18 protein-coding genes, 2 tRNA genes and 2 pseudogenes are annotated in these 26,769 nt (G+C 73.5%); 11 read left to right on the forward strand and 11 right to left on the reverse strand.

Features of this window, described 5'->3' with window-relative positions; translation table 11 throughout:
- Positions 1-73: 73 nt before the first annotated feature.
- The 4 genes from J5Y04_RS31855 to snpA (J5Y04_RS31870) form a co-directional block, all read right to left on the reverse strand.
- Positions 74-2,146, reverse strand: coding sequence for a phosphocholine-specific phospholipase C (locus J5Y04_RS31855; protein ID WP_209415873.1), 2,073 nt, complete (start codon positions 2,144-2,146; stop codon positions 74-76).
- Positions 2,147-2,309: 163 nt separating this feature from the next.
- Positions 2,310-2,966, reverse strand: coding sequence for a pentapeptide repeat-containing protein (locus tag J5Y04_RS31860; RefSeq protein WP_209415874.1), 657 nt, complete (start codon positions 2,964-2,966; stop codon positions 2,310-2,312).
- Positions 2,967-3,080: 114 nt separating this feature from the next.
- Positions 3,081-3,710: a snapalysin gene (gene snpA, locus J5Y04_RS31865; protein ID WP_209415928.1), complete on the reverse strand. Its 630-nt coding sequence runs from the start codon at positions 3,708-3,710 to the stop codon at positions 3,081-3,083.
- 231 nt (positions 3,711-3,941) lie between these two features.
- Complete coding sequence (gene snpA, locus J5Y04_RS31870; protein ID WP_374106153.1) at positions 3,942-4,592, reverse strand: snapalysin; 651 nt, start codon at positions 4,590-4,592, stop codon at positions 3,942-3,944.
- Positions 4,593-4,821: 229 nt separating this feature from the next.
- Here snpA (J5Y04_RS31870) and J5Y04_RS31875 point away from each other — a divergent pair.
- Positions 4,822-5,697, forward strand: a pseudogene (locus tag J5Y04_RS31875) (LysR family transcriptional regulator); the annotation flags it as partial.
- 281 nt (positions 5,698-5,978) lie between these two features.
- On the opposite strand, the gene J5Y04_RS31880 reads toward J5Y04_RS31875, so the two are convergent.
- Both J5Y04_RS31880 and J5Y04_RS31885 read right to left on the reverse strand, forming a co-directional pair.
- A complete protein-coding gene (locus J5Y04_RS31880; protein WP_245205836.1) occupies positions 5,979-7,172 on the reverse strand; it encodes a low temperature requirement protein A in 1,194 nt (397 codons plus the stop codon).
- Between the two features lie 552 nt (positions 7,173-7,724).
- Complete coding sequence (locus J5Y04_RS31885; RefSeq protein ID WP_209415875.1) at positions 7,725-9,431, reverse strand: ABC transporter family substrate-binding protein; 1,707 nt, start codon at positions 9,429-9,431, stop codon at positions 7,725-7,727.
- Between the two features lie 313 nt (positions 9,432-9,744).
- Between J5Y04_RS31885 and J5Y04_RS31890 the strand changes: the two genes are divergently transcribed.
- The 3 genes from J5Y04_RS31890 to J5Y04_RS31900 are packed head-to-tail and all read left to right on the forward strand — an operon-like array spanning position 9,745 to position 13,926.
- Positions 9,745-10,728: an ABC transporter permease gene (locus tag J5Y04_RS31890; protein WP_209415876.1), complete on the forward strand. Its 984-nt coding sequence runs from the start codon at positions 9,745-9,747 to the stop codon at positions 10,726-10,728.
- Between the two features lie 16 nt (positions 10,729-10,744).
- The gene (locus J5Y04_RS31895) at positions 10,745-11,725 is read left to right on the forward strand and encodes an ABC transporter permease (protein WP_374106154.1); all 981 of its coding nucleotides are present in this window, start codon (positions 10,745-10,747) and stop codon (positions 11,723-11,725) included.
- The gene (locus J5Y04_RS31900; protein ID WP_209415877.1) at positions 11,722-13,926 is read left to right on the forward strand and encodes an ABC transporter ATP-binding protein; all 2,205 of its coding nucleotides are present in this window, start codon (positions 11,722-11,724) and stop codon (positions 13,924-13,926) included. The genes J5Y04_RS31895 and J5Y04_RS31900 overlap by 4 nt, the downstream gene beginning before the upstream one ends.
- 67 nt (positions 13,927-13,993) lie before the next feature.
- On the opposite strand, the gene J5Y04_RS31905 is transcribed toward J5Y04_RS31900, so the two are convergent.
- Positions 13,994-14,869 carry a sirohydrochlorin chelatase gene (locus tag J5Y04_RS31905; RefSeq protein WP_209415878.1) on the reverse strand — a complete coding sequence of 292 codons (876 nt, stop codon included), beginning with the start codon at positions 14,867-14,869 and terminating at the stop codon, positions 13,994-13,996.
- Between the two features lie 294 nt (positions 14,870-15,163).
- Between J5Y04_RS31905 and J5Y04_RS31910 the strand changes: the two genes are divergently transcribed.
- Positions 15,164-15,237, forward strand: a tRNA-Lys gene (locus J5Y04_RS31910).
- A 114-nt stretch (positions 15,238-15,351) separates the two neighbouring features.
- Positions 15,352-16,026, forward strand: a complete 675-nt coding sequence (locus tag J5Y04_RS31915; RefSeq protein WP_209415879.1) for a GPP34 family phosphoprotein — start codon at positions 15,352-15,354, stop codon at positions 16,024-16,026.
- A 130-nt stretch (positions 16,027-16,156) separates the two neighbouring features.
- Here the strand turns inward: J5Y04_RS31915 and J5Y04_RS31920 are convergent, their stop codons facing one another.
- Positions 16,157-17,002 (reverse strand): alpha/beta hydrolase, encoded by an 846-nt coding sequence (locus J5Y04_RS31920; RefSeq protein WP_307853392.1) that lies wholly within the window; start codon positions 17,000-17,002, stop codon positions 16,157-16,159.
- A gap of 83 nt (positions 17,003-17,085) precedes the next feature.
- A complete protein-coding gene (locus J5Y04_RS31925) occupies positions 17,086-17,568 on the reverse strand; it encodes a DUF998 domain-containing protein (RefSeq protein WP_209415881.1) in 483 nt (160 codons plus the stop codon).
- Between the two features lie 180 nt (positions 17,569-17,748).
- On the opposite strand from J5Y04_RS31925, the gene J5Y04_RS31930 reads away from it, so the two are divergent.
- The 3 genes and pseudogenes from J5Y04_RS31930 to J5Y04_RS31940 form a co-directional block, all read left to right on the forward strand.
- Positions 17,749-17,822 (forward strand) — tRNA-Lys (locus tag J5Y04_RS31930).
- Between the two features lie 254 nt (positions 17,823-18,076).
- A complete protein-coding gene (locus J5Y04_RS31935; protein WP_209415882.1) occupies positions 18,077-20,551 on the forward strand; it encodes a transglycosylase domain-containing protein in 2,475 nt (824 codons plus the stop codon).
- Positions 20,552-20,670: 119 nt separating this feature from the next.
- A pseudogene (locus J5Y04_RS31940) lies at positions 20,671-21,672 on the forward strand (DMT family transporter); the annotation flags it as partial.
- 172 nt (positions 21,673-21,844) lie between these two features.
- On the opposite strand, the gene lepB reads toward J5Y04_RS31940, so the two are convergent.
- Together lepB and J5Y04_RS31950 are read right to left on the reverse strand one after the other, a co-directional pair.
- A complete protein-coding gene (gene lepB / locus J5Y04_RS31945) occupies positions 21,845-22,453 on the reverse strand; it encodes a signal peptidase I (protein ID WP_209415883.1) in 609 nt (202 codons plus the stop codon).
- A gap of 476 nt (positions 22,454-22,929) precedes the next feature.
- Positions 22,930-23,292, reverse strand: a complete 363-nt coding sequence (locus J5Y04_RS31950) for a chorismate mutase (protein WP_209415884.1) — start codon at positions 23,290-23,292, stop codon at positions 22,930-22,932.
- A gap of 306 nt (positions 23,293-23,598) precedes the next feature.
- Between J5Y04_RS31950 and J5Y04_RS31955 the strand changes: the two genes are divergently transcribed.
- Positions 23,599-24,024, forward strand: a complete 426-nt coding sequence (locus J5Y04_RS31955) for an OsmC family protein (RefSeq protein WP_209415885.1) — start codon at positions 23,599-23,601, stop codon at positions 24,022-24,024.
- A gap of 459 nt (positions 24,025-24,483) precedes the next feature.
- Positions 24,484-26,769 carry an EAL domain-containing protein gene (locus J5Y04_RS31960; protein ID WP_307853393.1) on the forward strand — a complete coding sequence of 762 codons (2,286 nt, stop codon included), beginning with the start codon at positions 24,484-24,486 and terminating at the stop codon, positions 26,767-26,769.

A 26,769-nucleotide genomic window follows, 5' to 3' on the forward strand; every position in this document is an offset into this window, starting at 1 on the left:
CACACCGGGACGGGAGGAGCGCATCCCCGGGCCGCGGGCCCCGGACGTTCGCCGGGGCCCGCGGCGGAGGGGCTCAGCCGCTGACGCTGGCCGTACCGGTCTCCAGGTGGCCGGTGAACCGCTGCGACCAGGTGGTGTCGGCGTCCACCGTGACGGTGAAGTCGTACCAGCCGCTGGTGTAGGCGACGGCGTTGAAGAAGTCGGTGACGCTGCCGCCGGCCGGGACCTGGTACGTCCAGGGGCCGTCCGTGCGGTAGTTGTTGGAGGCGATGGTGAAGGTCAGCGGCGTGGCGCCGGTGTTGGCGAGCTTGAAGTAGACCGCGAGCCTGCCGGTGCCGGGCTCGACGGCGTACGAGGCGGTGACGGCCGCGTTCTTGCCCGCCTTGGTGGCGTCGCCCTTGAAGCGGCGCAGGAAGCGGTTGGGGCCGACCACCGAGAGGTCGTACGGGCCGCCGCCGAAGCCGGTGCCGCAGTTGAAGAAGTCGCTGGTGTTGCCGCCCGGGTCGACGGTGTACTGCCAGGGGCCGCCGCCGCGGTAGGCGTTGGCGTACGCGGCGAAGTGGGCCGACTTCACCGCCGCCGCGCCCGCGTTCTCCATCCTGATCCAGACCTTCATCGCCCCGGCCGAGCCGAACTCCAGGTGGTCCAGGTTGGCGTTCGGCTGGTACGGCAGGGCACGCGCGGGGCGGGTGCCGGACTCCTGCAGCGGGAGCTGGTTGTTCACCGGGGCGGGGTTGGGCAGCGGGCCGCACGCGGACAGGCCGATGGTCTGCGAGGTGTCGGGCAGCGCCGGGAGGCCGTAGACCGGGTTGGCGAAGTCGAAGAGGCCGGTGAGGTCGCCGCAGACCTTCCGGCGCCAGTCGCTGATGTTGGGGCAGGTGGCCGGCTTGCCGAGGGCGGCCGTCCACTTCTCCAGGAAGCGCAGGACCGAGGTGTGGTCGAAGACCTCGGAGTCGACCCAGCCGCCGCGGGTCCAGGGCGAGATGGCGATCATCGGGACGCGGAAGCCCAGCCCGAGGTTCTTGCCGCCGTAGAACTCGCCGGGGGTGCCGGCCGGGGCGGCCGGCGGCGGGACGTGGTCGAAGAAGCCGTCGTTCTCGTCGTAGTTGAGGAAGAGGACGGTGGAGTTGAAGACGTCCGGGTTCGCGTTGAGGGCGTCGATCACGTTGTGGACGAAGTGCGCGCCGTCGGCCGGCGTCGCGTACGGGTGCTCGGAGACCTCCTGGTTGGGCACGATCCAGGAGACCTGCGGGAGGGTGCCGTTCAGCACGTCGGCCCTGATCGCGGCGACGATGTCGTCCGGGGTGCGGCCGGTGGCCTTCGGCACGGAGCCCATGCCCTTGACGGCGAGCGGACTGCCGGCCGGGGCGGAGCTGAACTGGGTGAAGTAGGCGAGCGCGTTGTCGCCGTAGTTGTCGGCGGCGTTCTGGTAGACCTTCCAGCTCACGCCGGCGTTCTCCAGCGCCTCGGCGTAGGTCTGCCAGCGCAGGCCCTTCTCGTCGCCGCCGTCGTACGCGGGGCCGCCGGCCTTGCCGTCCGGGTCGATCTGGCCGGACCAGTGGTAGGTGCGGTTGGGGCCGGTGGCGCTGAGGACGGAGCAGAAGTAGGCGTCGCAGACGGTCCAGTTCTCGGCGAGCGCGTAGTGGAACGGGATGTCCTGGCGGGTGAGGTAGCCCAGGGTGCGGACGTTGCCCTTGGCGAGGACCCAGGAGTCCAGCTTGCCGCCGTTCCACGCGGTGTGCTGGTCGCTCCAGCCGTGCGCGAGGTCGCCGTTGCACTGCGCCAGCCGCTCCGGGTCGGCCCCGCCGGCGGGCTTGGTCAGGCTGAACTGCCACGGGTACTGGCGGCCCAGGCCGTTGGGCTGGTTGAAGACGCTGTAGCCGCCGGCGATCTGGATCGCGCTGCGGTCGGCGAAGCCGCGCACGCCGCGCAGCATCCCGAAGTAGTGGTCGAAGCTGCGGTTCTCCTGCATCAGGATGACGACGTGCTGCGCGTCCGCGATGGTGCCGGTCTGCGACAGCGCCGCCGACGGCGCGGCGGCGGGCGTGCCCGGTGCCGCCCCCGCGCCGGTGGTCCCGGCCACGGCCAGACCGGCCGCCGCCGCTCCCGACAGTGCGACGAACTTCCTACGACTCAGCTCGGCCATCAGCCCGGCCCGTCCCTTCGCTGGCGATGTTGTGCACACAAGTTGGGCCCCCGATCGCGCAGCATCCTCCACCCCGCCGGACCTCCCCACCAGAGGGCCTCGTCAGGGTTGGCGGAGTGTTCGCCCCGTCGTCACCGGGCGACGTCCGGCTGAACGCCCGGGCTCAGTCCTTCACGGTGATGCCCAGGGCGTGGGCGAACTGGGGCGCCAGTTCGAGGAGTTGGGTGGAGCTGATGACGGCGCCCTTCAGGCCCTGGTGGCCGTCGGGCAGACCGAGGCGGACGGCGCCGCGCAGGTCGGCCTTGCTGAGCCTCGCCCCGCGCAGGCGGACCTCCTCCAGGGTGGTGCCGGGGAAGGAGACGTCCGTCAGCCGGGCGTCGCCGAAGTCCACGTCGCGCAGCAGGCAGTCCTCGAAGACGACGTCACGCAGGACGGCCGCACGCAGGTTGACCGCCTCCAGCTTGCAGCCGCGGAAGACCGTGCGACGCAACGCCGATCCGTGGGCGGAGACGCCGGCCAGCACGCCGCCGGTGACCGTGCTGTCCTGCCACTCGGACTCGCTGAGGTCGCAGCCCACCCAGCGGCCGGCCTGCGCCCAGACCTCGTTGAAGCGGGCCTGGCGGAGCTTGACCCCGCTCAGCGCGACGCCGGTGAAGGCGCACTCCAGGAAGGTCGCGCCACCGGCCCGCTGGTCGGTGTACTCGCCGCCGTCGAAGTGCACGGTGTCGTAGCGCTCGTCGCTGCGCAGCGGCCCGCTGTGCGGGGTCAGCAGGTGGGCGTAGGGCAGGTCGGAGAGGCGGTCGGGGACGGGGAGCGGCATGGCGGACGGCACCTCGCGGTCGGTGGACGGGTCTCGCCCGCATGCTCGCACGCGGCACCGACAGACCCGGCCACCCACGGGGGCGGCCGGGCCGTTGCGTACCGGGGCGGTGGATCAGCCGCGCGCCCAGAGGGAGTTGACCCGGCTGCGCTCGGTGCTGTTCGGGTACGGGTTGGTGCAGGAGGTGCCGGGGCCGCCGCCGGACATCAGCTCGCTGCACGGGCCGGAGTAGTGGTCCGGCAGGCCGAGCACGTGCCCGGTCTCGTGGGCGGTGACCCGGGTGGAGTTGTACTGCCGGTTCTGCTGGTAGTCCAGGAAGATGTACCCGCGGCCGTGCCCGTCGGTGCTGGCGTACGAGCCGCGCGAGTCGTTGCCCTCGTAGTAGCGGAAGTCGGCGGCCGAGCCGGAACGCAGCTGGACGTTGCCGACCGAGCTGTTCCAGATCTGGGCGCTCTGGGCTATCTGGTTGCGGAAGGTCGGCGCGCTGCTGGCGTCGTAGGTGACGTAGACGACCTTGAGGTACGGCGTGGCCGCCTGCTTGGCGAGCGCCGACTTCATCACGGCCTCGTAGAACGCCTGGTTGTCGGCGTCCTCGGCGGCCGAGCCCGCGTAGCCCGCGGCGGCGGTGTAGCCCTGGACCGGTGCGGCGGGCGCCACCACGGGTGCGGCGACGGCCGTGGCGGGCAGGGCGGCGAGGCCGGCCGCGAGCACCAGGCCGACGGCGGCGGAGAGCGTGCGGGACATGCGGTTCACGTGGGGGCTCCTGTTCGCGGGGGCCGCGGCCGCCCGGGGCGGGCCGCGGTGAACGGGTGAACGGGTGAACGGGTGAACGGGTGGACTGTGCGCGGTGCGGGGTGCGCGGTCTCACGGTGTGCGTGTGCGGTGGAGCGGTGCGCGGTGGAGCGGTGCGCAGCGCGCAGGGGTACCGCGGTGCGGGGTGAAGGGGTGCCTGGTCGGCGTGGAACGCAACGGCGGTCAGCGCGCGGTGGCGGCCAGCCCGTTCTGCCAGAGGGTGTTGACCCGGCGCCGCTCGGCGCTGTTCGGGTACGGGTTGGTGCAGGACGGGCCGGGGCCGCCGCCGGACATCAACTCGCTGCACGGGCCGGAGTAGTGGTCCGGCAGGCCGAGCACGTGCCCGGTCTCGTGGGCGGTGACCCGGGTGGAGTCGTACTGCTGGTTCTGGGTGTAGTCGAGGAAGATGTAGCCGGACCCGTGGCCGTCGGTGCTGGCGTACGAGCCGTTGCTCGGGTCGTCGCCCTCGTAGTAGGAGAAGTCGGCGTTGGAACCGGCCTGGAGCCGGACGTTGCTGACCGAGCCGTTCCAGATCTGGGCGGCCCGGGCTATCTCGGAGGAGAACGACGGCGCGTTGCTGGGGTCGTAGGTGACCACGACGGCCTTGAGGAACGGCGTGGCGGCCTGCTTGGCGCGCGCCGACTTCATCACGGCCTCGAAGAAGGCCTGGTTGTCGGCCTTGCCGCCGCTCTTCTGCGCCGCCGCAGGGGTGTAGTGCTGCACGGCCGCGGCGCCGGAGGCGGGCGCGGCGGAGGCGGCGGTGGGAAGGGCGGCGACGCCGGCGGCGAGGGCCAGGCCGAGGGCAGCGGAAAGCGTCCGCGACATGCGGTTCATGTGGGGGCTCCGATTGTGCGAGCGCCGCGGCGGGTGGGGGCCTGCCGCGGGGCACCGGATGAATCCTGCTGCCCCAGAGCTTCGGTCAGGGCGGCGGCCCGGCGGATGATGTCAACCGGCGATAGCGCGAGCCAATCTCCCCCGGGCGGCGGGGGTTCCGGGTACCGGACGGCGGGGGCCGGGACCGGACGGACCGGGAGGGGTGGGCCTCCCCCGGCCGCCCCCTGTCATGTCCCTGGCGTCCCACCCATTCGCCCGTTATGCTCCCGATGTGGAGCTCGACGTGAGACACCTCCGGGTGCTGTGCGCGATCGCCGACAGCGGCAGCCTCCGCAAGGCCGCGCTGCACCTCGGCATGACCCAGCCCTCCCTCACCACCCAGCTGCACCGCATCGAACGGGCCGTCGGCGGCACCCTGTTCACCCGCGAGCAGACCGGCAGCCGGCCCACCGCGCTCGGCCACTCGGTGCTGTCCCGGGCCCGGCCGGTGATCGCCGAGATGGCCGCGCTGGTCGCCGCCGCCCGGCAGGAGGCCAGGGACGCGGCCTGCGGCGAACGGACCCGCCGACTGCGGATCGGCAGCGTCGGCAGCCGGGCGGTGGCGGCCTGGCTGCGCCGGGTGCACGAGCGGCTGCCGGAGACGGACACCACCATCCACATCGACGTCTCCGCCAACTCCCTGCTGCGGATGGTCGCCGCCGACCAGCTGGACGTCGCCTTCGTGCACGAGAGCGAGGGCTTCCCGCTGCGGGTGCCGGCGGACGCCGAGCACCGGGTGCTGATGGCCCGGGAGCCGCAGTTCGTCGCGCTCGCCGCCGGCCACCCCGCCGCCGCCCGCCCGGTGGTGCACCTGGCCGACCTCGCCGAGGACACCTGGATGGTCGACCCGACCGCCGACCACGAGTACGCGGCGATGCGCCGGGTCTTCACCGAGGCCGGGCTCAACCCCCGGGTGGTGCAGGTGCGCGACAACGCGACCGCCGCCGAGCTGGTCGCCTCCGGCGAGGCCGTCCGGCCCTGCCAGCCGACCTCCGCCCCCGGCCCCGGCACGGTCGTCCGCCCGGTGCACGGCGACCCGCTGGCCGTCCGGTTACTGCTCGCCTGGCGGCCGCGCGCGCTCGGCCCGCCGGCCCTGGACGCGCTGTACGGGGAGCTGCGCGCGGCCTACCTGGACCTGGCGCAGGCCAACCCGGCCTACCGGGCCTGGCTCTCCCGGCAGGACCGGACGCTGCACCATCTGATCGGCCCCTCCCCCGACGGGGACCCCGGCGACGGGCAGCCGCCGGGATCCCGCCCCTCGTCCGGCCGGGACGGCCACGCCGGCCGGGACACCCGCCCCGGACGGGACGGCCTCCAGCGACGGGACGGCCTCCAGGGACGGGACGGTCATGCCCCGCCGCGGGCGTGCATCGTCACGCCGAGCGCGACCGTGGCCGCGCTCACCAGGCCCGCCGCCAGGACGCCGGAGCCGCCGGCCGCCGTGCACGCCAGCACCGCCACCGTGGCGGCCGGAAGCAGTGCCTGCTCGGCCCCGGTCTTGACGTGCCTGGCGTGCAGCAGCCAGACGGTGAACAGGTAGAGCGCGGTCGGCACGGTCACCGTCGCGGTGGCCGCAGCCTCGGAGACGTGCGCCTTGTGCACGGCCGACTCCACCGCCACCTCCAGCCCGGCCCCGATCGCCGCCGCCGAGCCGAACACCAGGTAGTGGCCGTACCCCCAGAGGAACGCCTGCCGGTTGGAACGCAGGTGGTCGTGGACCGGCCGGGCGAAGTAGATCCACCAGGCGGAGAAGCAGACCAGCAGGCCGCCGACGGCGACCGGCACCAGCCGGCCCAGACCCTCGTGCTCGTCCACCGCCGACTGCACCGCGACGGTCGCCGCCGCCACCGTCTCACCGAGGACGATCAGGGTGAACAGGCCGTACCGCTCGGCGATGTGGTGCGGATGCCAGGGGGTCTGGAGGCGCAGCTCCGCGATCACCGGCACGGACAGCTCGGCCAGGATGCCCAGCGGGATCACGTACGGCCGGACGTCGTGCGGCAGCACCAGCATCACGCCCCAGCCGACCTGGCAGAGCGTGATCCCGACCGCGTAGCGCAGCGCGACCGCGCGCGCCTGCCCCTCCTCGTTGGCCGCCGCGCGCAGCCACTGGGTGACCATGGCCAGCCGCATCACCATGTACCCGATCACCGAGAGCGTGAGGTCCTGCTCGGCGAACATCCGCGGCACGCCGGCCGCCAGGATCAGCACGCCCGCGATCTGCACCAGCGTGGTGACGCGGTACGGGACGTCGTCGCAGTCGTACGCGGAGGCGAACCAGGTGAAGTTCATCCAGGCCCACCAGATCGCGAAGAACGCGAGGGCGTAGCCGGTGAGCCCGTCGCCGTAGTGGCCGGCGGCCAGGTCGTGGGCGAGCTCGCGGCCCGCCTGGCCGACCGCGACCACGAAGCAGAGGTCGAAGAAGAGCTCCAACGGGGTCGCCACCCGGTGCGGCTCGTCCCGGCTGCGCGGCACCATCCGGCGCACCGGGTGCCGGTCTGCGTGGTGCGGGCGGTGGACTGCGGCGGGTTCGCTGGTCATGGTCGGGTCTCCGGGCTCCGGGACGGGCGGGCTGCGCCGTCCCGCCGCATCCTGGCAGCGGCCCGGGCCGGGCGCACGCACCGGCGCGGCCGCCCTGCGGCGGCCGGGCGGCTCGGGCCACCCGCGGGGCCGGAGCCGCACCCGGAGCCGTGTCCGGGGCCGTGCCCGCCGCCGTTCCGGGGCCGCGGCGCGGGCCGTGCCGGAAGGTGCCGCGCGTGTCGTTTTCTCCCGATGTTCCTTTCCGTCAGCGAGAGTTGACGTCCGGGTGCGCGAACCGGGTGACAGGCCGGCGGGTTTCCGGGCGCGCCCGCCGCGGTACGGCGCGGCGGCCCGGACGACCCCGCTAGATTCTTCCCCGGTTGGAAGCGGGCGGGTCCGGAGGGGACCCCACGACACGGGCGGCCTGCGGGCATCGCGGAAGGTCAAGGCCGGTGGCAGGAGCACGGGGGCGGCGGAGCCGACCTCCCCGGGTCCGCACCACCGGCCTCGTGATCACCGCGCTGCTCGCCAGCGCCCGCCGGGCCGTCGACGCCCGCCGTGCCGACGCGGCGGCTACTTCTCCCAGCCCACCTTGGCGTAGTCGACGCCGGCCAGGCCGAACGCCCCGTAGTTGGCCAGGCCCTTGCGGGCCACGACCACGGTCGGCCGCTGGTACAGCTCGACGGTGTGGCCCAGCTCCCAGATCCTGGCGTCCGCCTGGTTGTAGAGCTTCGCGGCCTCCACCGGGTCGATGGTGCCGGCCGCCTTCTTGAGCAGCCCGTCGATCTCGGGGGTGCCGAGCTTGGAGTAGTTGCCGAAGACGTTGTCGCCCTGCGGCAGCCGGAAGTTGGTCAGGCTGGCGGAGAGCGGGAACGAGTCGGTGTTGCGCCAGCTGGCGATGTCGAACTTGCCCTGGTTGACGTACTTGGTGAAGAAGTCGTTGGCCGGGACCTTGTCGAGTTCGACCTTCACGCCGGCCGCCAGCCACATCGCCTGGGCCGCGGTGGCGAGGTCGATCTGGGCCTGCGGGGTGGACTCGTTGATCACGAAGTGCAGGGTCAGCGACTGGCCGTCCTTGGTGCGCGGCTGACCGCTGCCCGCCTCCTTCCAACCCGCCTCGTCCAGCGCCTTCCTGGCGGCGGCCAGGTCGAACTTGGCCCACTCACCGGAGTTGTCCTGGTAGCCGGTCTGGTTGGGCATGAAGATGTGGTTGCCGAGCGGCTTGAACTCCACCGGCACGCCGTTGTTGGCGATCTTGATCAGGGCGGAGCGGTCGAGCGCCTTGCCGAGCGCCTGACGCACCTTCTGGTCCGCCAGCGCACCGCCGCCGCCGAACGAGAGATGCACCTCGTCCCACGGGCTGGCGGACCGGATCACCGCGTCCTTGGCGTCCTTGAGCTGCGCGTACGCCGTGGCGGTGCCCGCCGCGGCGAAGTCGATCTCGTTGTTGAGGAACGCCTGGGTGGTCGCCGACTGGGACATCACCCGGAAGGTGATCCTGTCCGCCTTGGGCTTGGTGCCCCACCAGGCCGGGTCCGGGACCAGCGTGATGGTCTGGGCGGTCTTGTCCATCGTGCCGACCTTCAACGCCCCTGCGGTGACCGGGATCCTGTCGATCCAGCCCTTGTTGAAGTCGTCCGCCGTACCGATCCCGGCCGCCGGGACCAGCGGGCGGAACAGGTTCTGCCAGTCCGCGTACGGCTCCGAGAAGGTCACCTTGACCTCGTTCGCGTCGGCGCCCTGCTCGACGGCGGAGATCAGCTCGTAGCCGGAGGAGTCGGCGATGTTGTAGCCGTCCTTCCTGCCGTTGCTGGCCTCCCAGTCGGCCTTGAAGTCCAGGTAGCCGAGCGGCTTCCCGTCCGACCACTTGGCCTTGGGGTTGAGCTTGTAGGTGACGACCTGCGGGGAGGTCGAGGTGACCTTGGCCTCCAGCAGGTAGTCGGTGACCGGCTTGAAGGTGCCGGTCTCGTCCGTCGTGAAGAGGTTCGGCTCCAGCTCCCGCATGATCTCGACCGCGTCGCCGTAGCGGCCGTCCACCTGGAACGGGTTCCACTGGGTGATCCACTGGTACAGCGGGAAGCGCACCTCGCCGCCGTCGCGCAGCTGGTCCGGCGACTTGGCGTTGATGTCGATCGCACCCTGCCGGGGAGGCTCGCTCCTGGTCGCGCTGTCGGCCGACCCCCCGCCGCCCGAGGTGCACGCGGTGGCCGCGAGCGCGACGGCCAGGGCGAGGGCGGCGGCCCGGCCGAAGCCGCGGGCCGGTGTGCTGGAAGCGTCCATGAGGGGTCCCCCCGTGAAATGGCAGATGGTGAGAGTCGCGTCGCAAAGGTGTGGCGAGGCTTGACGGTGGGCAGCCAAGGTGGTGCCGGCGTCCAGAACGTAACAGCGGATCAGGACGAGTACCAGAGGCTGGAGTTCACATCTGATCCAAACGAAACAGGCCGCAACACTGCCGCAATACTGCGGCCGTGCACCGGTGCCACACTCTTGACCTGCACCTTTCCCCCACCGGCTCGCACAGGGCCACCGACCGAAGGCCACCACCGATGCCCACCAGACGCGTCGGCCCCGCCCCCGTCCGCGGCGGCCGCTGATGCTCCGCTACCTCGCGAAGCGGCTCGGCTACTACGCGGTGCTGCTGATCGCCGCCGTGTTCCTGGCGTACGCGCTCTCCGCCGCGGCCCTCCAGCCGCGCACCTACTTCGAGGCCAAGGTGCCCCGCCCGGCCGCCGCGTCGGTCGAACGGCAGCTCACCGACCTCAACCTGAACGACCACACCCCGGTCGTCGAACGCTTCGGCCACTGGGCCGGCGGCCTGCTGCTCCACGGCGACCTCGGCCGCACCATCCACGACACCCCGGTGATGGACGACTTCCGCCGCCGGATCTGGGTCTCGCTGCGACTGCTGCTGATCGGCAGTCTGCTCGGCATGGTCCTCGGCGTCGCGGCCGGAGCCTGGAGCGCGGTGCGCCAGTACCGCATGACGGACCGGGTGATCACCGTCCTCTCCTTCGTCCTGCTCTCCACCCCGGTCTTCCTGGTGGCGCTCCTCCTCAAGAACGGCGCCATCGCCGCCAAGGACGTCGCCGGCCACGAGGTCGTCCCCTTCACCGGGTACGAGACCCCCGGCCTGACCGGCGGCCTCGGCGCCCACCTCGGCGACTGGGCGCTGCACCTGCTGCTGCCCACCCTCTCGCTGGCGCTCGGCGGCCTCGCCACCTACAGCCGCTACCAGCGCGGCACCATGCTCGACGTGCTCGGCTCCGACTACCTGCGCACCGCCGAGGCCAAGGGGCTCACCCGCAACCGCGCCCTGCTCAAGCACGGGCTGCGGACGGCGGTGATCCCGATGTCGACGATGTTCGCCTACAGCTTCCTCGGCATCTTCACCGGTGCCGCCTTCACCGAGACCATCTTCGGCTGGCACGGCATGGGCGAGTGGTTCATCCAGTCGATCAACGAACAGGACGTCAACGCGGTCGTCGCCGTCAACCTGTTCGCCGCCGTCGTGGTGCTCGCCTCCGGCTTCCTCGCCGACGCCCTGCACGCCGCCCTCGACCCGCGTGTGCGGTCCTGACCGGAGGAGACCTGCTGTGACCGCCGTCGTCGCGGAGTCCTCCGCGCCCACCCCCGAGCCCGGTTCCGGTCCCGCCACCCGGTCCGCCCCCACGGCCGAGGTGACCGGCCGGGGCCGGCTCGTCCTCGCCCGGCTGCTCGCCGCCCGCTGGGCGGTGGCCGGTGCCGTCATCGTCCTGCTGCTCTTCGTCCTCGCCTTCGGCGGGCCGTACCTCACGCCCTGGGACTACGCCACCCCGGACTACGACGCGCTACGCCAACCCCCCTCCGGCACCCACTGGTTCGGCACCAACGGGATCGGCCAGGACGTCTTCGCGCAGACCGTCCGCGGACTGCAGAAGTCGCTGGTCATCGGCCTGCTGGTGGCCCTCTTCTCGACCGTGCTGGCTTCGCTGTTCGGCGCCTGCGCCGGCTACTTCGGCGGCTGGACCGACCGGGCGCTGATGTTCGTGGTGGACCTCATGCTGGTCTTCCCCAGCTTCCTGATCATCACCATCGTCTCGCCCCGGCTGAAGGGCGCCGGCTGGCTCGCCTTCGTCCTGCTGCTGGCCCTGTTCAACTGGATGATCACCGCCCGGGTGGTCCGCTCGATGACCATCTCGCTGCGGGAGCGCGAGTTCGTCCGGGCCGCACGGTTCATGGGCGTACGGCCGCTGCGGATCATCGCCCGGCACATCCTGCCGAACGTCGCCTCCTTCCTGATCATCGACGCCACCATCGCCGTCGGCGGCGCCGTGATGAGCGAGACCGCGCTCTCCTACTTCGGCTTCGGCGTGAAGGCCCCCGACGTCTCCCTCGGCACCCTGCTCGCCGCCGGCACCTTCGACGCCCCGACCTTCCCCTGGCTGTTCTACTTCGCCGCCGGGCTGCTGGTCCTCTTCGTCCTGGCCGTCAACCTGATCGGGGACGGCCTGCGCGACGCCCTCGACCCCACCGCCGAGGCGGCCCGGGCCCCCCGTCGCCGCCCCCGTTCCCGGAAGAAGCGGAACCGCACGTGACCCCCACCGTCGAAACCCCGCTGCCCGCGGCCCCGCTGCTGCACGTCCGCGACCTGCGGGTCGACTTCGCCGGGCCGCGCGGCGCCGCGGTGCCCGCCGTGCGCGACGTCGACCTCACCCTGCGGCGCGGCGAGACCCTGGGCATCGTCGGCGAGTCGGGCTCCGGCAAGTCCGTCACCGCGCTGGCCGTGCTCGGACTGCTGCCCGGCACAGCGAGCGTCCACGGCTCGGTCGAGCTGGACGGCAAGGAGCTGATCGGCCTGCCCGGCCGCGAACTCGCCGCCGTCCGCGGCCGCCGGGTCGCCATGGTCTTCCAGGACCCGCTCTCCGCCTTCACGCCCGTCTACCGGATCGGCGACCAGATCGTCGAGGCCCTGCGCATCCACCAGCGCCTCGACAGGGCCGCCGCCCGCGCACGGGCCGCCGAGCTGCTCGACCTGGTCGGCATCCCGGCGCCCGGCCGCGCACTGGACAGCTTCCCGCACGAGTTCTCCGGCGGCATGCGCCAGCGCGCGATGATCGCCATGGCCATCGCCAACGACCCCGACATCCTGCTCGCCGACGAGCCGACCACCGCCCTTGACGTCACCATCCAGGCCCAGGTGCTCGACGTGCTCCGCACCGCCCAGCGGGAGACCGGCGCCGCACTCGTCCTGGTCAGCCACGACCTCGGCGTCATCGCCGGGATGGCCGACCGGGTCGCCGTGATGTACGCGGGCCGGGTGGTGGAGACGGCCGGCGTGGACGAGCTGTTCGCCGCGCCCCGCCACCCGTACACCCTCGGGCTGATCGGCGCGGTGCCGCGGCTGGACGCCCGCGGCGGGCCGCTCGTCCCGATCCCCGGCACGCCCGCCCCGATGGCCGAGCTGCCGGCCGGCTGCCCGTTCGCCGTCCGCTGCCCGCTGGCCGAGGACCGCTGCCGGACCGCGGAGCCCGGACTCGACGGCCCCGACGACCACCTGGCGGCCTGCGTCCGGGCCGGGGAGCTGGCCGAACGCCGGCCGGCTCCGGCCGAGGTGTACCCGGTGCCGGTGGTGCCGGGTGTCGCCGGCGGTGCTGCCGGCGGTGCGGCTTGCGCAGCCGACGGCTCCGGGGCCGCGGCGGGTGCCGGGGCTGCGGCGGGTGCCGGGGCTGTTCCGGGGCCCAGGGTTGCGGCGGGTGCCGGGGCTTCGGCGGGTGCCGCTTCCGCCGACCGGGAGGGACGCTCGCCGGTGCTCTCCGTCACCGGCCTCACCAAGACGTTCCCCCTGCTCAAGGGCACCGTCTTCAAGCGCCGGGTCGGCGAGGTCTACGCCGTGGACGGCGTCGAGCTGGACATCCGCCAGGGCGAGACGCTCGGCCTGGTCGGCGAGTCCGGCTCCGGCAAGTCCACCACGCTGTTCGAACTGCTGCGGCTCGCCGCCCCCGAGTCCGGCCGGATCGAACTGCTCGGACGGGACACCGCCGGGCTCTCCCGGGCCGACGCCCACCGGCTCCGGGCCGAGCTGCAGATCGTCTTCCAGGACCCGATGGCCAGCCTCGACCCGCGGATGCCGGTCGGCGACATCATCGCCGAACCGCTGCGCGCCCAGCACGCCGCCCGCGAGGAGATCGCCCGCCGGGTGCCCGAGCTGCTCCACCAGGTCGGCCTCGACCCGGCCCACGCCGTCCGCTACCCGCACCAGTTCTCCGGCGGACAGCGGCAGCGGATCTCGATCGCCCGCGCGCTCGCCGTCCGGCCGAAGCTGCTCGTCCTCGACGAACCGGTCTCCGCACTGGACGTCTCCATCCAGGCCGGCGTGCTCAACCTGCTCCAGTCCCTCAAGGCGGAGCTGGGCCTCTCCTACCTCTTCGTCTCGCACGACCTCTCGGTCATCCGGCACCTCGCCGACCGGGTCAGCGTGATGTACCTGGGGCGGACCGTCGAGCAGGGCGAGGTCTCCGCCGTCTTCGACCGCCCCCGCCACCCCTACACCCGCGCGCTGCTCTCCGCCGTCCCGCTCCCGGACCCGCCCGCCGAACGGGCCCGCACCCGCATCCTGCTGCCCGGCGACCCGCCCTCGCCCACCGAGCGCCGCACCGGGTGCCCGTTCCGCACCCGCTGCCCCGTGTACGCCGGGCTCGACGCCGGGGCGCGCGGCCGCTGTGAGGCCGAGGCCCCGCCGCTGACCGGGCCCGCACCGGGCGTGGACCACCAGGCGGCCTGCCACTACCCGGAGTAGCCGTCCCGCGGGTGCAGGGGCGCGGGGGCGCGGGCGTGCGGAGTGGGAGGTCGGACCGGCCGACTTCCTACTCCGCGGACTGCGGCTTCGGCCGTGTCCCGCGGGCCCGGTCGGCCTCGTCTGCCCGGTCTGCCCGGTCGCTCTGATCGGCCTGGTCGGCCCGGTCGTTCTGGCAGTCGGCCAGGGCCGCGGCGTAGCGGCGCAGGACCAGCCGGGCGGTCAGCGGGTGGTCGGCCAACGGCTCGGTGACCGCCCAGGCGCCGAGCCGGGAGAGGGAACGGGTGAACCGTCCCGCGGTGAGGGCGTACGCGACCACCGCGACCCTGCGGTGGCCCGCGGCCCGCAGCCGGCCGACGGCCTCGCCGGGCGCTTCAGCGAGCGATTCACCGGGCGGTGCCCCGCCGGGCGCCTCGCCGGGTGTCGGAGCCGGGCCGGTCGCGACGACGACCGGCACCGCGCCGAGCAGGCCCGCCAGCCGGGCGGCGCTCGCCCGGACGGACTCGCCGGGCCGTTCGGCCGCCACCACCACGGCGTCGGCCCGCGGGCCGGCCCGCTCCTCGGCGTCCCGCAGCCGTCCGAACAGTGCCGCGCCGAGCGCGTCCGCGCCGGCGGGTCCAGGCGTGACCAGCACGTTCCCGGCGGCCGGAGGCTCCGACGGGCCTGCGCCGTCCTCCAGGGTCAGCGGGACGGCCACCACCCGCCCCGCCACCCCGTCCTGGCCGGCCGGATCGAGCAGGGCCGCCGCCGTGTGCGGCGACCGCCCGTCAGAGTGCCGCAGCCGCGGCCGGATGCCGCTCAGCGCCTCGATGCGGTCGCTCAGCGCGCGGACCCGGGCGGCATCGTCGTACGGCCCGCCGGGCACCACCAGCACCAGCCGGGGCAGTGGGCGGGGCCCTGCCGGTGGCCTCCCGCCGTCATCCCGTGCCGATGCGAACAGGCTCATCGCCGCTCCTCCTCTCTCCTCCGCCCACGCTAGGGGGCTCGCCGGGCCCGGCGGCAGCGGCGCCGGGCCCGGGACAAGAGGTCCAAAGTCCCCACCGACCAGGGCCTTTGCTCCGTCCCGACCGAACGCCGACCGGACGCCCGCGGAACGCCCACCCCCGCGGCCGTCCCCGTCAGCGCCCCTCGGCCACCCCTGCCCCGCTCCGCGGGCCCGCGAGCCGGTCACGGACCGTGGTCGGGTCGTGGCGATTCGGCGGATCGGGCCCACCCCGTGTAATGTTCTCCAGGTCAGCAGGCGCCGCTAGCTCAGTTGGTTAGAGCAGCTGACTCTTAATCAGCGGGTCCGGGGTTCGAGTCCCTGGCGGCGCACATGGCAAGGTCTCAGGCCGTCCACTCCGGTGGGCGGCCTGAGGCGTTTCCGGGCGGGTAGGTTCCAGGGATACGCGGCGCCGCCGGCCGCCCCACCGTTGGAGGTGCCCGTCCGTGGCTCCGCTGAACGCCTGCTCGATCCCCGAGGAGCTGTTGCTGCTCTGCGCCGACCCGGTGCGCGGCCGGCTCCGCATCCCCTACGCCACCTTCTACCGGGTGATCGCGGGCGGCGCCGTCGCCGAACTGCTGGTGACCGGCGCGATCACCGTCGAGGAGCGGCGGATCACCGGGTTCCAGCCGCTGGGCGCGCACGACGAGGTCGCGGCGGGCGTGCTCGCCCGACTGGAGACGGCCGGCAAGCGCAGGCAACAACTCGGCCTGGACCTCGCGCTGCGCCGGATCCCTCGCAAGCCCGGCCTGACCCCCTACCTCGACCGGCTGACCGCCGCCGGCCTGCTCACGGTGGAGAAGCACCGCTTCCTCGGCCTGCCCTACCGACGGCACGTGGCGACGCGGCCGGACGTCCGGCAGGAGATCGCCGCGAGGGTCGCCGCCACGCTCGCGTGCGAGGGCGGCGCGCCCGCGGCCGCCGGGCCGGACGGGCAGTCGGCCGAACGCGACCGGCAGCTGGCCGGGCTGATCGGTGCGGCGCGGATGGACCGCCGGCTCTACCCGGGGTCGACGGGCGCCCCGACCCGGCGGGCCATCCGGCAGCTCACCAAGGAGCTGCCGATCGCCCGCGCCGTCCGGCGGGCCATCAACTCGGACTCCGCGGCCGGCTCCAGCTGAGCCCCGCTGCGCGGCGGCCGGTCCCGGCCGGGCCGGGAGGCGCGGGCGCCCCGGCGCCGTGCCGGCGGGCGGCCTCAGTGGTCGGCCCCGGCGGTCGGCCTCAGTGGTCGGCCTCAGTGGTCGGCCGGCCTCAGCGGGTGTCGAGGATCGCCGAGGCCACCGCGTCGGGGCGGTCGAACATCACCAGGTGCCCGGCCGGTGCGGTGGTGCGGAAGTCGGCCCCGAGCAGCGCGGCGAGGTCCCGCTGGCTGCCCAGCCACTCCCGGGTGCGGCGGGTCCGGCACCCGTCGTCGGCGGCGAGCACGGTGACCGGCAGCCCCTCCGGCAGCGGCGCCGTTCCGCGCAGGTCGGCCAGCGCGGCCGCCAGGTCCAGGTAGGCCGTGTTCTCCCGGAGCAGGGCGCGCAGGGCCCGCCCGGTCCGGTAGCAGCGCCGGACCAGGGGCGGCGGGGCGAGGTCCTCCCTGCGGACCGTGGCCGCCCGGGCGGCCAGCCGCCGCGCCACGGGTCCGAACAGGTACGGCACCGCGACGGCCGTGGCCGCGCCCGCGACCGTCCGCGCCGCCAGGTCGCGCAGCTCCGGGGCAGGCAACGGGCGGGGGTCCGGTTCGACACTGCCGTCCAGCAGGACCAGCCCGGCCGTCCGCTCCGGGTGGAGCCGGGCGAAGGCCTCGACGTGGAACGCCGCCAGCGAGTGGCCCGCCACCGTGCACGGCCCGCGCAGCCCGAGCGCGTCCAGCACGCCGCGGATGCGATCCGCCTCGCCCGCGAGCGTCGGGCCGGGGCTGGCGGCGGGTTCGGACGCGCTCAGCCCGTAACCGGGGCGGTCGAAGCGGACCACCGTGCGGTACGGGGTGAGGAAGGGGACGACCAGGTCCCAGTCGAACCAGCTGCTGCCGAGCCCGCCGGTGAGCAGGCAGACCGGACCGCTGCCCTCGGTGCGGACGTGCAGGGGCGTGCCGTCGATGCGCAGGAACACCGCCGCCGGGTCCGTTCCGACCCCGACTCCCGTCCCCGTTCCCGCCCCCACCGCTCCCGCGCCTGACCCTGACCCTGCCCCGGTCATCGCGGGTCCGCCCCCTCCGCGTGGGCCCTGCGGGCCGCCCTCCCGGCCGGCTGCTCCTCCGCGGCCCGCTCCCGGCCGTCCCGGGCGAGGCTCGCGGCCAACACGGCCAGCCAGATCGCGACCAGGAGCACCTGAAGTCGCTGGCCCGCGCCGAGTGACCAGGTGCCGCGGCCCGCCTCGAACGCGGCGCCCGGTGTCCCGGCGACGGGTCGCCCGGTGCACCGCCCGGTGGACCGCGCGGCGAGCAGGGCCGTGACGGCCGCGGTCAGGACGGCGAGGCCCGCGACCAGGTCGGTGGCGCGGAAGAGCCCGCCCAGTGGCTGGCCCTCGGCGGCGAGTTCGCTGATGTACGCCTGGACCGGGTCGAGGCCGGTGCTCAGCACCACCTCCAGCACCCAGGCCGTGTACGCCACCGCGCTGAGCAGCAGGGCGGTGGCGACGAGCCGAACGTTCCGACGGCCGAGGTGGGGGCTGGGCACGTTTCCACCCTAACCGGCGGGAAACTCCGTCCCAACCGGTCGGAAACGGACACCCGAAGCAGGCGACGGACCCTCCGCGACCAGGCGATGTCGCCCCGACCGCCCCTCCCGGACACCCTCCGGCCACCTTCGTGGTGCGAGGCACCCCTCCGGACCGTGTATTGTTTTCCGAGTCAGCAGGCGCCGCTAGCTCAGTTGGTTAGAGCAGCTGACTCTTAATCAGCGGGTCCGGGGTTCGAGTCCCTGGCGGCGCACAGACATTGGGGAGCCTCTCGCAGCAGCGAGGGGCTCTCCGATTTTTTTGCCCATCGACGTCCGTTTTGTGTGTGATGTCGGTCTCGCTTGCCGATCCGGTGGAGCCAACCGACCCTTTCGACGCGTTTTGGGCAGTACACCGGAAACGGGACACAGGTCCCTGACCGCCGATGTCCCACGCCGTGCAGGCCGGCACGGTCCGCCCGCAGGAAAGGCCGCCGCTTTGTCCCGAAACACCCGGAGCGGCCGTCGCATGCCGTCCGTCCGGCTCCGCCCGGTGAAGAGCCTGAAGCGCACGTCGGAGCACCCGGCCGGCGGTGCCGGCAGCGGCGGTGGCAAGAAGGCCCGCCGCCCCAGGCGCACCGGGTGGCGCCGGCTGGTCCCGACCTGGCGGCTCACCCTGCTCGGCTTCGTCACCGCCCTGCTGCTCGGCATCGGCCTCTTCGCGCTGGGCATCACCCTGGTGAAGGTGCCGGACGCGCACGCCGCCGCGACCGCGCAGAGCAACACCTGGCTCTACCAGGACGGCTCGGTGATCGCCCGGACCGGCCAGACCAACCGGCAGAACGTCCCGCTGGACAAGGTCTCCCCCGCCGCCCAGCACGCCGCGCTGGCCGCCGAGGACCGCAACTTCTACCACGAGGGCGCCGTCAACGTTCCCGGCCTGGTCCGTGCCGCCCTCAACACCGCCAAGGGCGAGGGCACCCAGGGCGGCTCCACGATCACCCAGCAGTACGTGAAGAACACCTACCTGAGCCAGAAGCAGTCCATCAGCCGCAAGGTGAAGGAACTCTTCATAGCGATCAAGGTGGACGCCACCCAGGCCAAGGACGACGTCCTCTCCGGCTACCTCAACACCTCGTACTACGGACGCGGCGCCTACGGCATCCAGGCCGCCGCCCAGCAGTACTTCGGCGTCGACGCGTCCGCCCTCAACCCCGCCCAGGGCGCCTACCTGGCCGCACTGCTGAACGCGCCGAGCGCGTACGACGTCGCCACCGCGACCCCGGCGGGCAAGCAGAACGCGGTCAACCGCTGGAACTACGTCCTCGACGGCATGGTGAAGGAGGGCTGGCTCTCCGCCGAGGAGCGCGCCGCCACCGTCTTCCCCGACGTCAAGGACCCGCAGGCCCAGCTCGGCCTCTCCGGCCAGGCCGGCTACCTGGTCAACGCGGCGACCGAGTACCTCACCGGCAACCAGATCATCACCGAGTCCGAGCTGGCCAAGGGCGGCTACACCATCAAGCTGACCGTCGACCCGGCGCGCCAGCAGGCCCTCCAGGACTCCGTCCAGGCGCAGCTGCACGACACCCTCAACCCGGACAAGCGGAAGAAGGACGCGGCCGCCCAGGCCGGCGCCGTCTCCGTCGACCCGAAGACCGGCGCCGTGGTCGCCCTCTACGGCGGGGTCGACTACACCAAGCACTACATCGACAACGCCACCCGGCGGGACTACCAGGCCGGCTCGACGTTCAAGGCGATCGCCCTGGCGGCGGCGCTGGAGAACGACGCCAAGACCCAGTCCGGCCAGACCGTCACCCCGCGCACCGTCTACGACGGCACCAGCGGGCGCAAGGTCCGCGGCGGGAAGGGCACCCCCTACGCGCCGCCGAACGAGGGCGACAAGAGCTACGGCCAGATCACGCTCCAGCAGGCCACCGACTGGTCGGTGAACTCGGCGTTCGCCCAGCTCGCCCAGGACACCGGGCTGCAGAAGGTGCGGGACACCGGCATCGCGCTCGGCCTGCCCAGCAACACCCCGGGGCTCGAACCGGTGCCGTCCATCCCGCTCGGAGCCGCCACCCCGAGCGTGCTCGACATGGCCGGCGTGTACGCCACGCTGGACAACGGCGGCAAGCAGATCACCCCGTGGCTGGTGCAGTCGGTGGACCGCGAGGGCGAGGCGCTCCAGCTGCCGGCCCACAAGACCACCCAGGCGGTCAGCGAGGAGACCGCGCGCGAGGTCACCTCCATGCTCCAGGGCGTGGTGCGCGACCCGGGCGGCACCGGCTGGCGCGCCAAGGCCCTGGGCCGCCCGGCGGCCGGCAAGACCGGTACGACGGACGACCAGAAGTCCGTCTGGTTCGTCGGGTACACCCCCGAGCTGGTGACCTCGGTCGCCCTGTTCGGCCAGGATCCGGCCAGTGGTGCGCAGGTCAGCCTCAGCGGCACCGGCGGCATCGACGGCGCGGCGGGCGGCCAGTACCCGGCGCAGATCTGGACCAGCTACATGAAGGCCGCGCTGAAGGGCCTGCCGGTCGGCGACTTCCCCTCGCCCTCGGACGGCGGCTCCTCGTCCGGTGACGACGACACGTCGTCCGGCGCCACCGACGGCTCCTCGACCCCGTCCGGGGCGGCCTCCGCCCCGGCCTCGCCGGGCGGCGCGGGCTCCGCCTCGCCGGGTGGCCCGTCGGGGACGTCCGGCTCCCCGGGGTCCTCGGGCGGGCAGGACAACCCGGGTGGCTCGCGCCCCGGCGACGGCGGGGCGACCACCGCTCCCACCCAGCAGCCGACCTCCCGGCCCACGTCCCAGCCGACCACCCAGCCGACGGGCCGGCCCACCCGGACGCCGGCGCCGACCACCGCACCCACCACCGGGCAGACCACGGCGCCGACCACCGGCCCGACCACCCCTCCCCAGCCGTCGGGGGGCGCGGCCGGCTCGGGCACGGGTACCGGCACCGGTGCGGGCGCGGACTCGTTGGCGGGGGCCGGGTCAGGGCAGTAGCGGACTTGTCCGCAAATCTGCCGTTGCGCACAGTTAGGGGCAGGACCAAATGACGGAATGGCACCTTACTGAACCGCGGGAATGACTGTCACAATGCGCGGGTGTACAGCTCAAAGCCCCTGCTCGGCCGATCCCCGGGCAGAACCCTCGGTCTCCTCCTCGCGCTGGTCTCCGCCTTCTCCTTCGGAGGCTCCGGCACCGCCGCCAAGCCGCTGATCGAGGCCGGCCTCTCCCCCCTGCACGTGGTCTGGCTCCGGGTGACCGGCGCCGCCGTGGTCCTGCTCCCGCTCGCCTACCGTCACCGCGACGCGGTGCTCCGGCGGCCGGGCGTGCTGCTCGGCTTCGGCCTGCTCGCCGTCGCCGGCGTACAGGCCTGCTACTTCGCGGCGATCTCCCGGATCCCGGTCGGCGTCGCGCTGCTCATCGAGTACCTCGGGCCGCCGCTGCTCATCGGCTACGTGAAGTTCGTCCAGCGCAGGCCGATCAGCCGGGGCTCCGCGATCGGCGCCGGCATCGCCGTGGCCGGACTCGCCTGCGTGGTGGAGGTCTGGAACGGCCTGAGCTTCGACGCCCTGGGCGTCCTCTTCGCCCTCGGGGCCGCCTGCTGCCAGGTCGGCTACTTCGTCCTGGCCGACGCCGGCAGTCGCGGCGACCGCCCGGTCGACCCGCTCGCCCTCAGCGCGTACGGCCTGCTGATCGGCGCGATCGTGCTCACCGTGTTCGCCCGCCCGTGGGACGCCGACTGGAGCCTGCTCGGCGGGAACGTCGTCATGAACGGGTACTCGCTGCCCGCCCTGATCCCGGCCGCCTGGATGATCCTCATCGCGACCGTGCTCGCCTACCTGACCGGCGTGATCTCCGTCCAGTACCTGTCGCCCCCGGTCGCCGGGGTGGTGGCCAACCTGGAGGCGGTCGTCGCCACCGTGCTGGCCTGGATCCTGCTCGGCGAGCACCTGGGCGCACCGCAGATGGCCGGCGGCCTGCTCGTCCTGGCCGGCGCCTTCGCGGCCCAGGCGAGCAAGCCCGCCGCCCCGGCCGACGAGGTGCGGACCGGGGTGCCTGACGGAGGTGCTGTAGCGGGCGCGGAGGCAGGTGCGGGGGCAGGTGCCGAGGCGGGCGCTGTTGCCGCTGCGCCGGCGGGCGCCGGGGCGGGTGCGACCGCGTTGGGCGAGCGGCTGGCGCGTGCGGCCGCGGAGCAGGGTGCCGGGGTGCAGGGTGCCGGGGTGCAGGGTGCCGGGGTGCAGGGTGCGGCAGGGCAGGGCGCCGGGAGCGGGCCCGGTACCGGGCCCGGGGTCAGTGGCCGACCCAGCCGAACCAGTCGAGGTGATTGAGCGGCCACACCACGGCCGAGACCGGCCCGACCACGTTGTCCACCGGCACGGCGCCGCCGCCCGGGCCGCGCTGGTGGTACCGCGAGTCGGCGGAGTCGCTCCGGTGGTCGCCCTCGACCCAGACGTGGCCCTGGGGCACCGTCACCGGGCCGAAGTCGAGCCCCGCGCAGGAGTCGTCCCCGGGGTGGAGGTACGGCTCGTCCACCTTCGCCCCGTTGACGGTCAGCGTGGTGCCCGAGCACTGCACGGTCTGGCCGCCCGTCGCGATGACCCGCTTGACCAGGTAGTTGTCGTCCTTCGGCGGAATCAGGCCGACGAAGCTGAGCGTCGAGGTCACAGCCCGCGAGACCGGGTTGCCGTCGGTCGGCTGCGGCGGCAGCCACTCCCCCGGGTCCTTGAACACGATCGGCTCGCCGGGCTTCGGCTCCCAGCCGGTGAGCGGCGCGAACTTGTTCACGCCGACCCGGTCGCCGATCCGCAGCGTGTTCTCCATCGAGCCGGACGGGATGGTGAACACCTGGAACAGGCAGGTCTTGATCAGCAACGCGACGACCAGTCCGACCGCCGCCATCGCGGGGATCTCTATCCACCACGGCCGGTGACGACGCCCCGCCCGCCGGGCCTTCCGGCCCCGCGCCCGCCGCGCCGCGGCACGCCCGCCTCCGGGGACACCGGGAGCACCGGGAGCACCATGGCCGGCACCGGCAGCCGGGGCCGGCCCGCTCCCGGCATCGCTGTGCGTATCGGGCAGGTTCACCGCCATCGTCGCTGCTCCACCTCTCCGGCTGGGGGAACCTGCACGCTACGCCACCGACGAAGCCTCGCGAAATCGGGCATTTACCCGCGCCAGACATCCACGCCCCGCGGACGGAGGGCGGACCGGACGTGGATGGGACACCGCCGAAGGCGGACAGGACGCGGACGGGGTACACGCGGGGCGCGGACAGTACGCGCGCGCAGGGCGCGGACGGGCTCAGGAGAGAAGCGCCGGGAAACCTACCGCGGCCTGCCCGGCCCGCCGGGGCTCGGGAACGCCTCGGCGCGTCGTCAGTCGGCGACGTTCTGGCCGGTCACCGCATCGCTGGCGATCTTCTCGTGGTGGCGGATCACCTCGGCGATGATGAAGTTGAGGAACTTCTCCGCGAACACCGGGTCGAGGTGCGCCCCGGCGGCCAGCTCGCGCAGGCGCCGGATCTGGTCGCGCTCCCGCGCCGGGTCGGCCGGGGGCAGCTTGTGCTCGGCCTTGAGCCGGCCGACGCGCTGGGTCGCCTTGAACCGCTCGGCCAGCATGTGGACCACCGCGGCGTCGATGTTGTCGATGCTCTCGCGCAGGCTGGTCAGCTCGGCCCGCACGGCATCGGCGATCCCCTCGGGCAGTCCGGCATCGGGGGTCGTGGGGTGATCCGTCATCGGGGCGGCTCCGCGGCTCTCTGGTTGGTCGGCACCCGGCCGTCCGAAGGCCGGGGTCCAGGCCCGGGCAAATCTAACAGGGCCCCCGGTGCGGTTCCTCACCATTTGGCGCATCCGTCCACGATCCGGACGGTGAATGGACGGGCCACCCGTCACCGGTGCCCGAACCTGCCGTTTTCCCGCCGCAGCACCTCGCCACACCCTCGCGGCGCAACCCGCGACCGGCCCGCGACCTGCCCGTAGTCTGGTGCGCGGCATGACCGGAAGTGACGACTCAGCAGTTCCTCAGTGACGGAGGTACCGATCGTGGCAACCACTCGCACCGCACGCACCGCCTGGGAAGGCAACCTGCTCGACGGCAAGGGCCGGGTGACCTTCGCCTCGTCCGGCATCGGCGAGTACCCGGTCTCCTGGCCCGCCCGGGCCGAGGAGCCGAACGGCAAGACCAGCCCGGAGGAGCTCATCGCGGCCGCTCACTCCGCGTGCTTCTCCATGGCCCTCTCCAACGGCCTGGCCGGCGCGGGCACGCCGCCCACCAAGCTCGACACCCAGGCCGATGTCACCTTCCAGCCGGGCGCCGGCATCACCGGCATCCACCTGACCGTCACCGGTGAGGTGCCCGGCCTCGACGAGGGCGGCTTCGTGAAGGCCGCCGAGGACGCCAAGGCGAACTGCCCGGTCAGCCAGGCCCTCACCGGCACGACCATCACCCTCACGGCCAAGCTGGCCTGACCCTCCGACGCTTCGTTCCGGCCGCACACACAGAGCCACGCACACGGAGCGTTGCGACCCGGCCGAACGGCGCGCTCCCGGCGCTCGACCAGCGCCCGGGGCGCACAGCGGTAGCACACGCCCCTGGTGCACATCATGTGATGTACACCAGGGGCGTCTGCATGTACCGCCACACATGATCCGAAAGCAGGCGAATCACCCTGGCGGCGGTTACCGCGCGTTGCCGCCGCGTCCTATGATCGGCCGCAGCGCCCTGTTCTTCTCTTCACGCGGATCCCCATCCGAGTGCTCCTCCGCGAGCGCTCCGCCCCGGACCGCGAGGACCTCGACAGCGTGCGCGAGCCGGCCGCCGCAGTTCCGGGTGACCGGCCGGACCAGCGTCAAGCATCAAGCGTCAGCAGCGGACGGGAGCATGCCGTGCCGGGCCAGAACGAGGGGGCCGACGCACACCACCCAGGCGTGCGGCACGAGGAACCGCAACACCACCGCCACCTCCGGACTCCGGTCCTGCACCACGCCCACGGCACGGCCATCGGCACCGCCCTCGACACCGTGACGGACGCCCCCCGCGGCACCACCGCCGACGCGGTCACGGCGGTCACGGCAATCGACGCGGTCACGGCGATCGACGCGGTGGACCCGGTCAAGGCGGCCGAGGAGGTCGAGGCGGCCGAGGCGGTCGACGCCGTGAACGGTGACCCTCTCCTCCTTCCGCCGGGCACCCCGCCCGGGACGGGGCCCGAGGGCGCGGACGGCGCCCATATCGTCCTCTGCCCCACCTGCTCCGCCCCGCTCACCCGCGGCACACACCGGCCCGCCGACGGGGCGGACCTGCCGACCGGGGGGACCGACCGGCTGCTGGCCGCACTGAGCGCGAGCGAATCCCGGTTCCGGGCGGCCTTCTGCGACGCCGGCATCGGCATGGCCCTGATCGATCCCGAAGACCGGATCATCGAGGTCAACCCCGCCTTCGCCGCCCTGATCGGCTGCGAGGCCGGCGAGCTGGTCCGCACTCCGGTCCGCGAGATCATCGACCCGGAGGGGATGCCCGACCGGCTCTTCCCCGAACTGGTCCGCGGCAAGCGCGAACGACTCCGGGTGGAGAAGCAGCTCAGACACCGCGAGGGCCGCACGGTCTGGTGCAAGGTGACCATCTCCCTGATCCGGGACGGAGCGGGCAGTCCGCTCTACACCCTCGCGATGGTGGAGGACATCACCGAGCAGCGCCGGCTCGGCGACCGCCTGGAGTACCAGGCCCTGCACGACCCGCTGACCCGGCTGCCCAACCGGACCTTCTTCTTCGAACGGCTCGACGCCGCGTGCCTCGCGGTGGCGGTCGGCCCTGCGGGCCGGGGCTCGGACGCACCCGTGAGTGGGGGCACCGGCGCTGGAACCGGCGAGACGGTCGACACCGACAGTGGCCCCCGCTCCGGGGCGGCCGCCGAGGAGGTGGACGAGCGCCGGGTGGGCGTCTGCTACCTGGACCTCGACGGCTTCGCCGCGATCAACGAGACCCTCGGCCACCACATCGGCGACCAGTTGCTGATCGCCGTCGCCACCCGACTGCGGCGCGGGTTCTCCGAGCACGACACCCACCTGGTGGCCCGGATGGGCGGCGACGAGTTCGCCGTCCTGGTGACCGACAGTCAGGGCAGCAACCAGCTGACCGCGCTGGCCACCCGGATCCTCGAAGCGCTGGAACGTCCCTTCGACGTGGCCGGGCACCGGCTGGTGGTGACCGCCAGCGTGGGCGTCGTCGAACGCTCCGTGCACGAGACCACGCCGACCGACCTGGTCAAGGACGCCGACGCCACCCTCTACTGGTCCAAGGCGGACGGCCGGGCCCGCTGGACCCTCTACGACCCCGACCGGGGTGCCCACCAACTGACCCGCCAACTCCTCGCCACCGCACTCCGCCCAGCCCTGGAACGCGGCGAGTTCACCATCGAGTACCAGCCGCTCGTCGGACTCGCCGACGGGGCCGTGCACGGCGCGGAGGCGCTGGTCCGCTGGCGGCACCCCCGCTACGGGACGCTCTCGCCCGACCGCTTCATCCCGCTCGCCGAGGAGTCCGGCGCGATCGTGCCGCTCGGCAAGTGGGTCCTGGAGGAGTCCTGCCGTCAGGCGCAGCGCTGGCTCAGCGAGTTCCCCGACACCGAGACGTTCGTGAGCGTCAATCTGGCCGCCCGCCAGATCTGGGACTCCGACGTGGTCGCCGACGTGGCCCAGGCGCTCGACAGCACCGGCCTGCCGGCCCGGCTGCTGCAACTGGAGATCACCGAGAGCGCGCTGCTGGGCCCGGGCGGCCGGCCGTTGCAGGCCTTGCAGGCGCTCGCCGACATGGGCGTCCGGATCGCGATCGACGACTTCGGCACCGGCTACTCCAACCTGGCGTACCTCTCCCGGCTGCCGGTGCACGTCCTGAAGCTGGACGGCACCTTCATCGAGGGCTTCCGCGACCCGGCCCCCGCCGGGAAGACGGAAATCCCCGCCTTCGGCTCCCGCCGGAGCGACGCCGACGAGCAGATCGTCGGCGCGATGGTGCAGTTGGCGCACACCCTCGGCCTGACCGTCACCGCCGAGGGGATCGAGAGCGCTGCGCAGGCCGAGCGGCTGCGGCTGACCGGCTGTGACACCGCCCAGGGCTGGTACTTCGCCCGACCCGGCGAGGCCGAACTCGTCGCGGCCATACTCCGGGAGAGCCGCCCCGGGCCGGACGAGCTCCCGGGTGCGGCTCAGCAGTAG

The organism is Kitasatospora sp. RG8 (assembly GCF_017813315.1).
In the GTDB taxonomy this organism is placed as follows: domain Bacteria; phylum Actinomycetota; class Actinomycetes; order Streptomycetales; family Streptomycetaceae; genus Kitasatospora.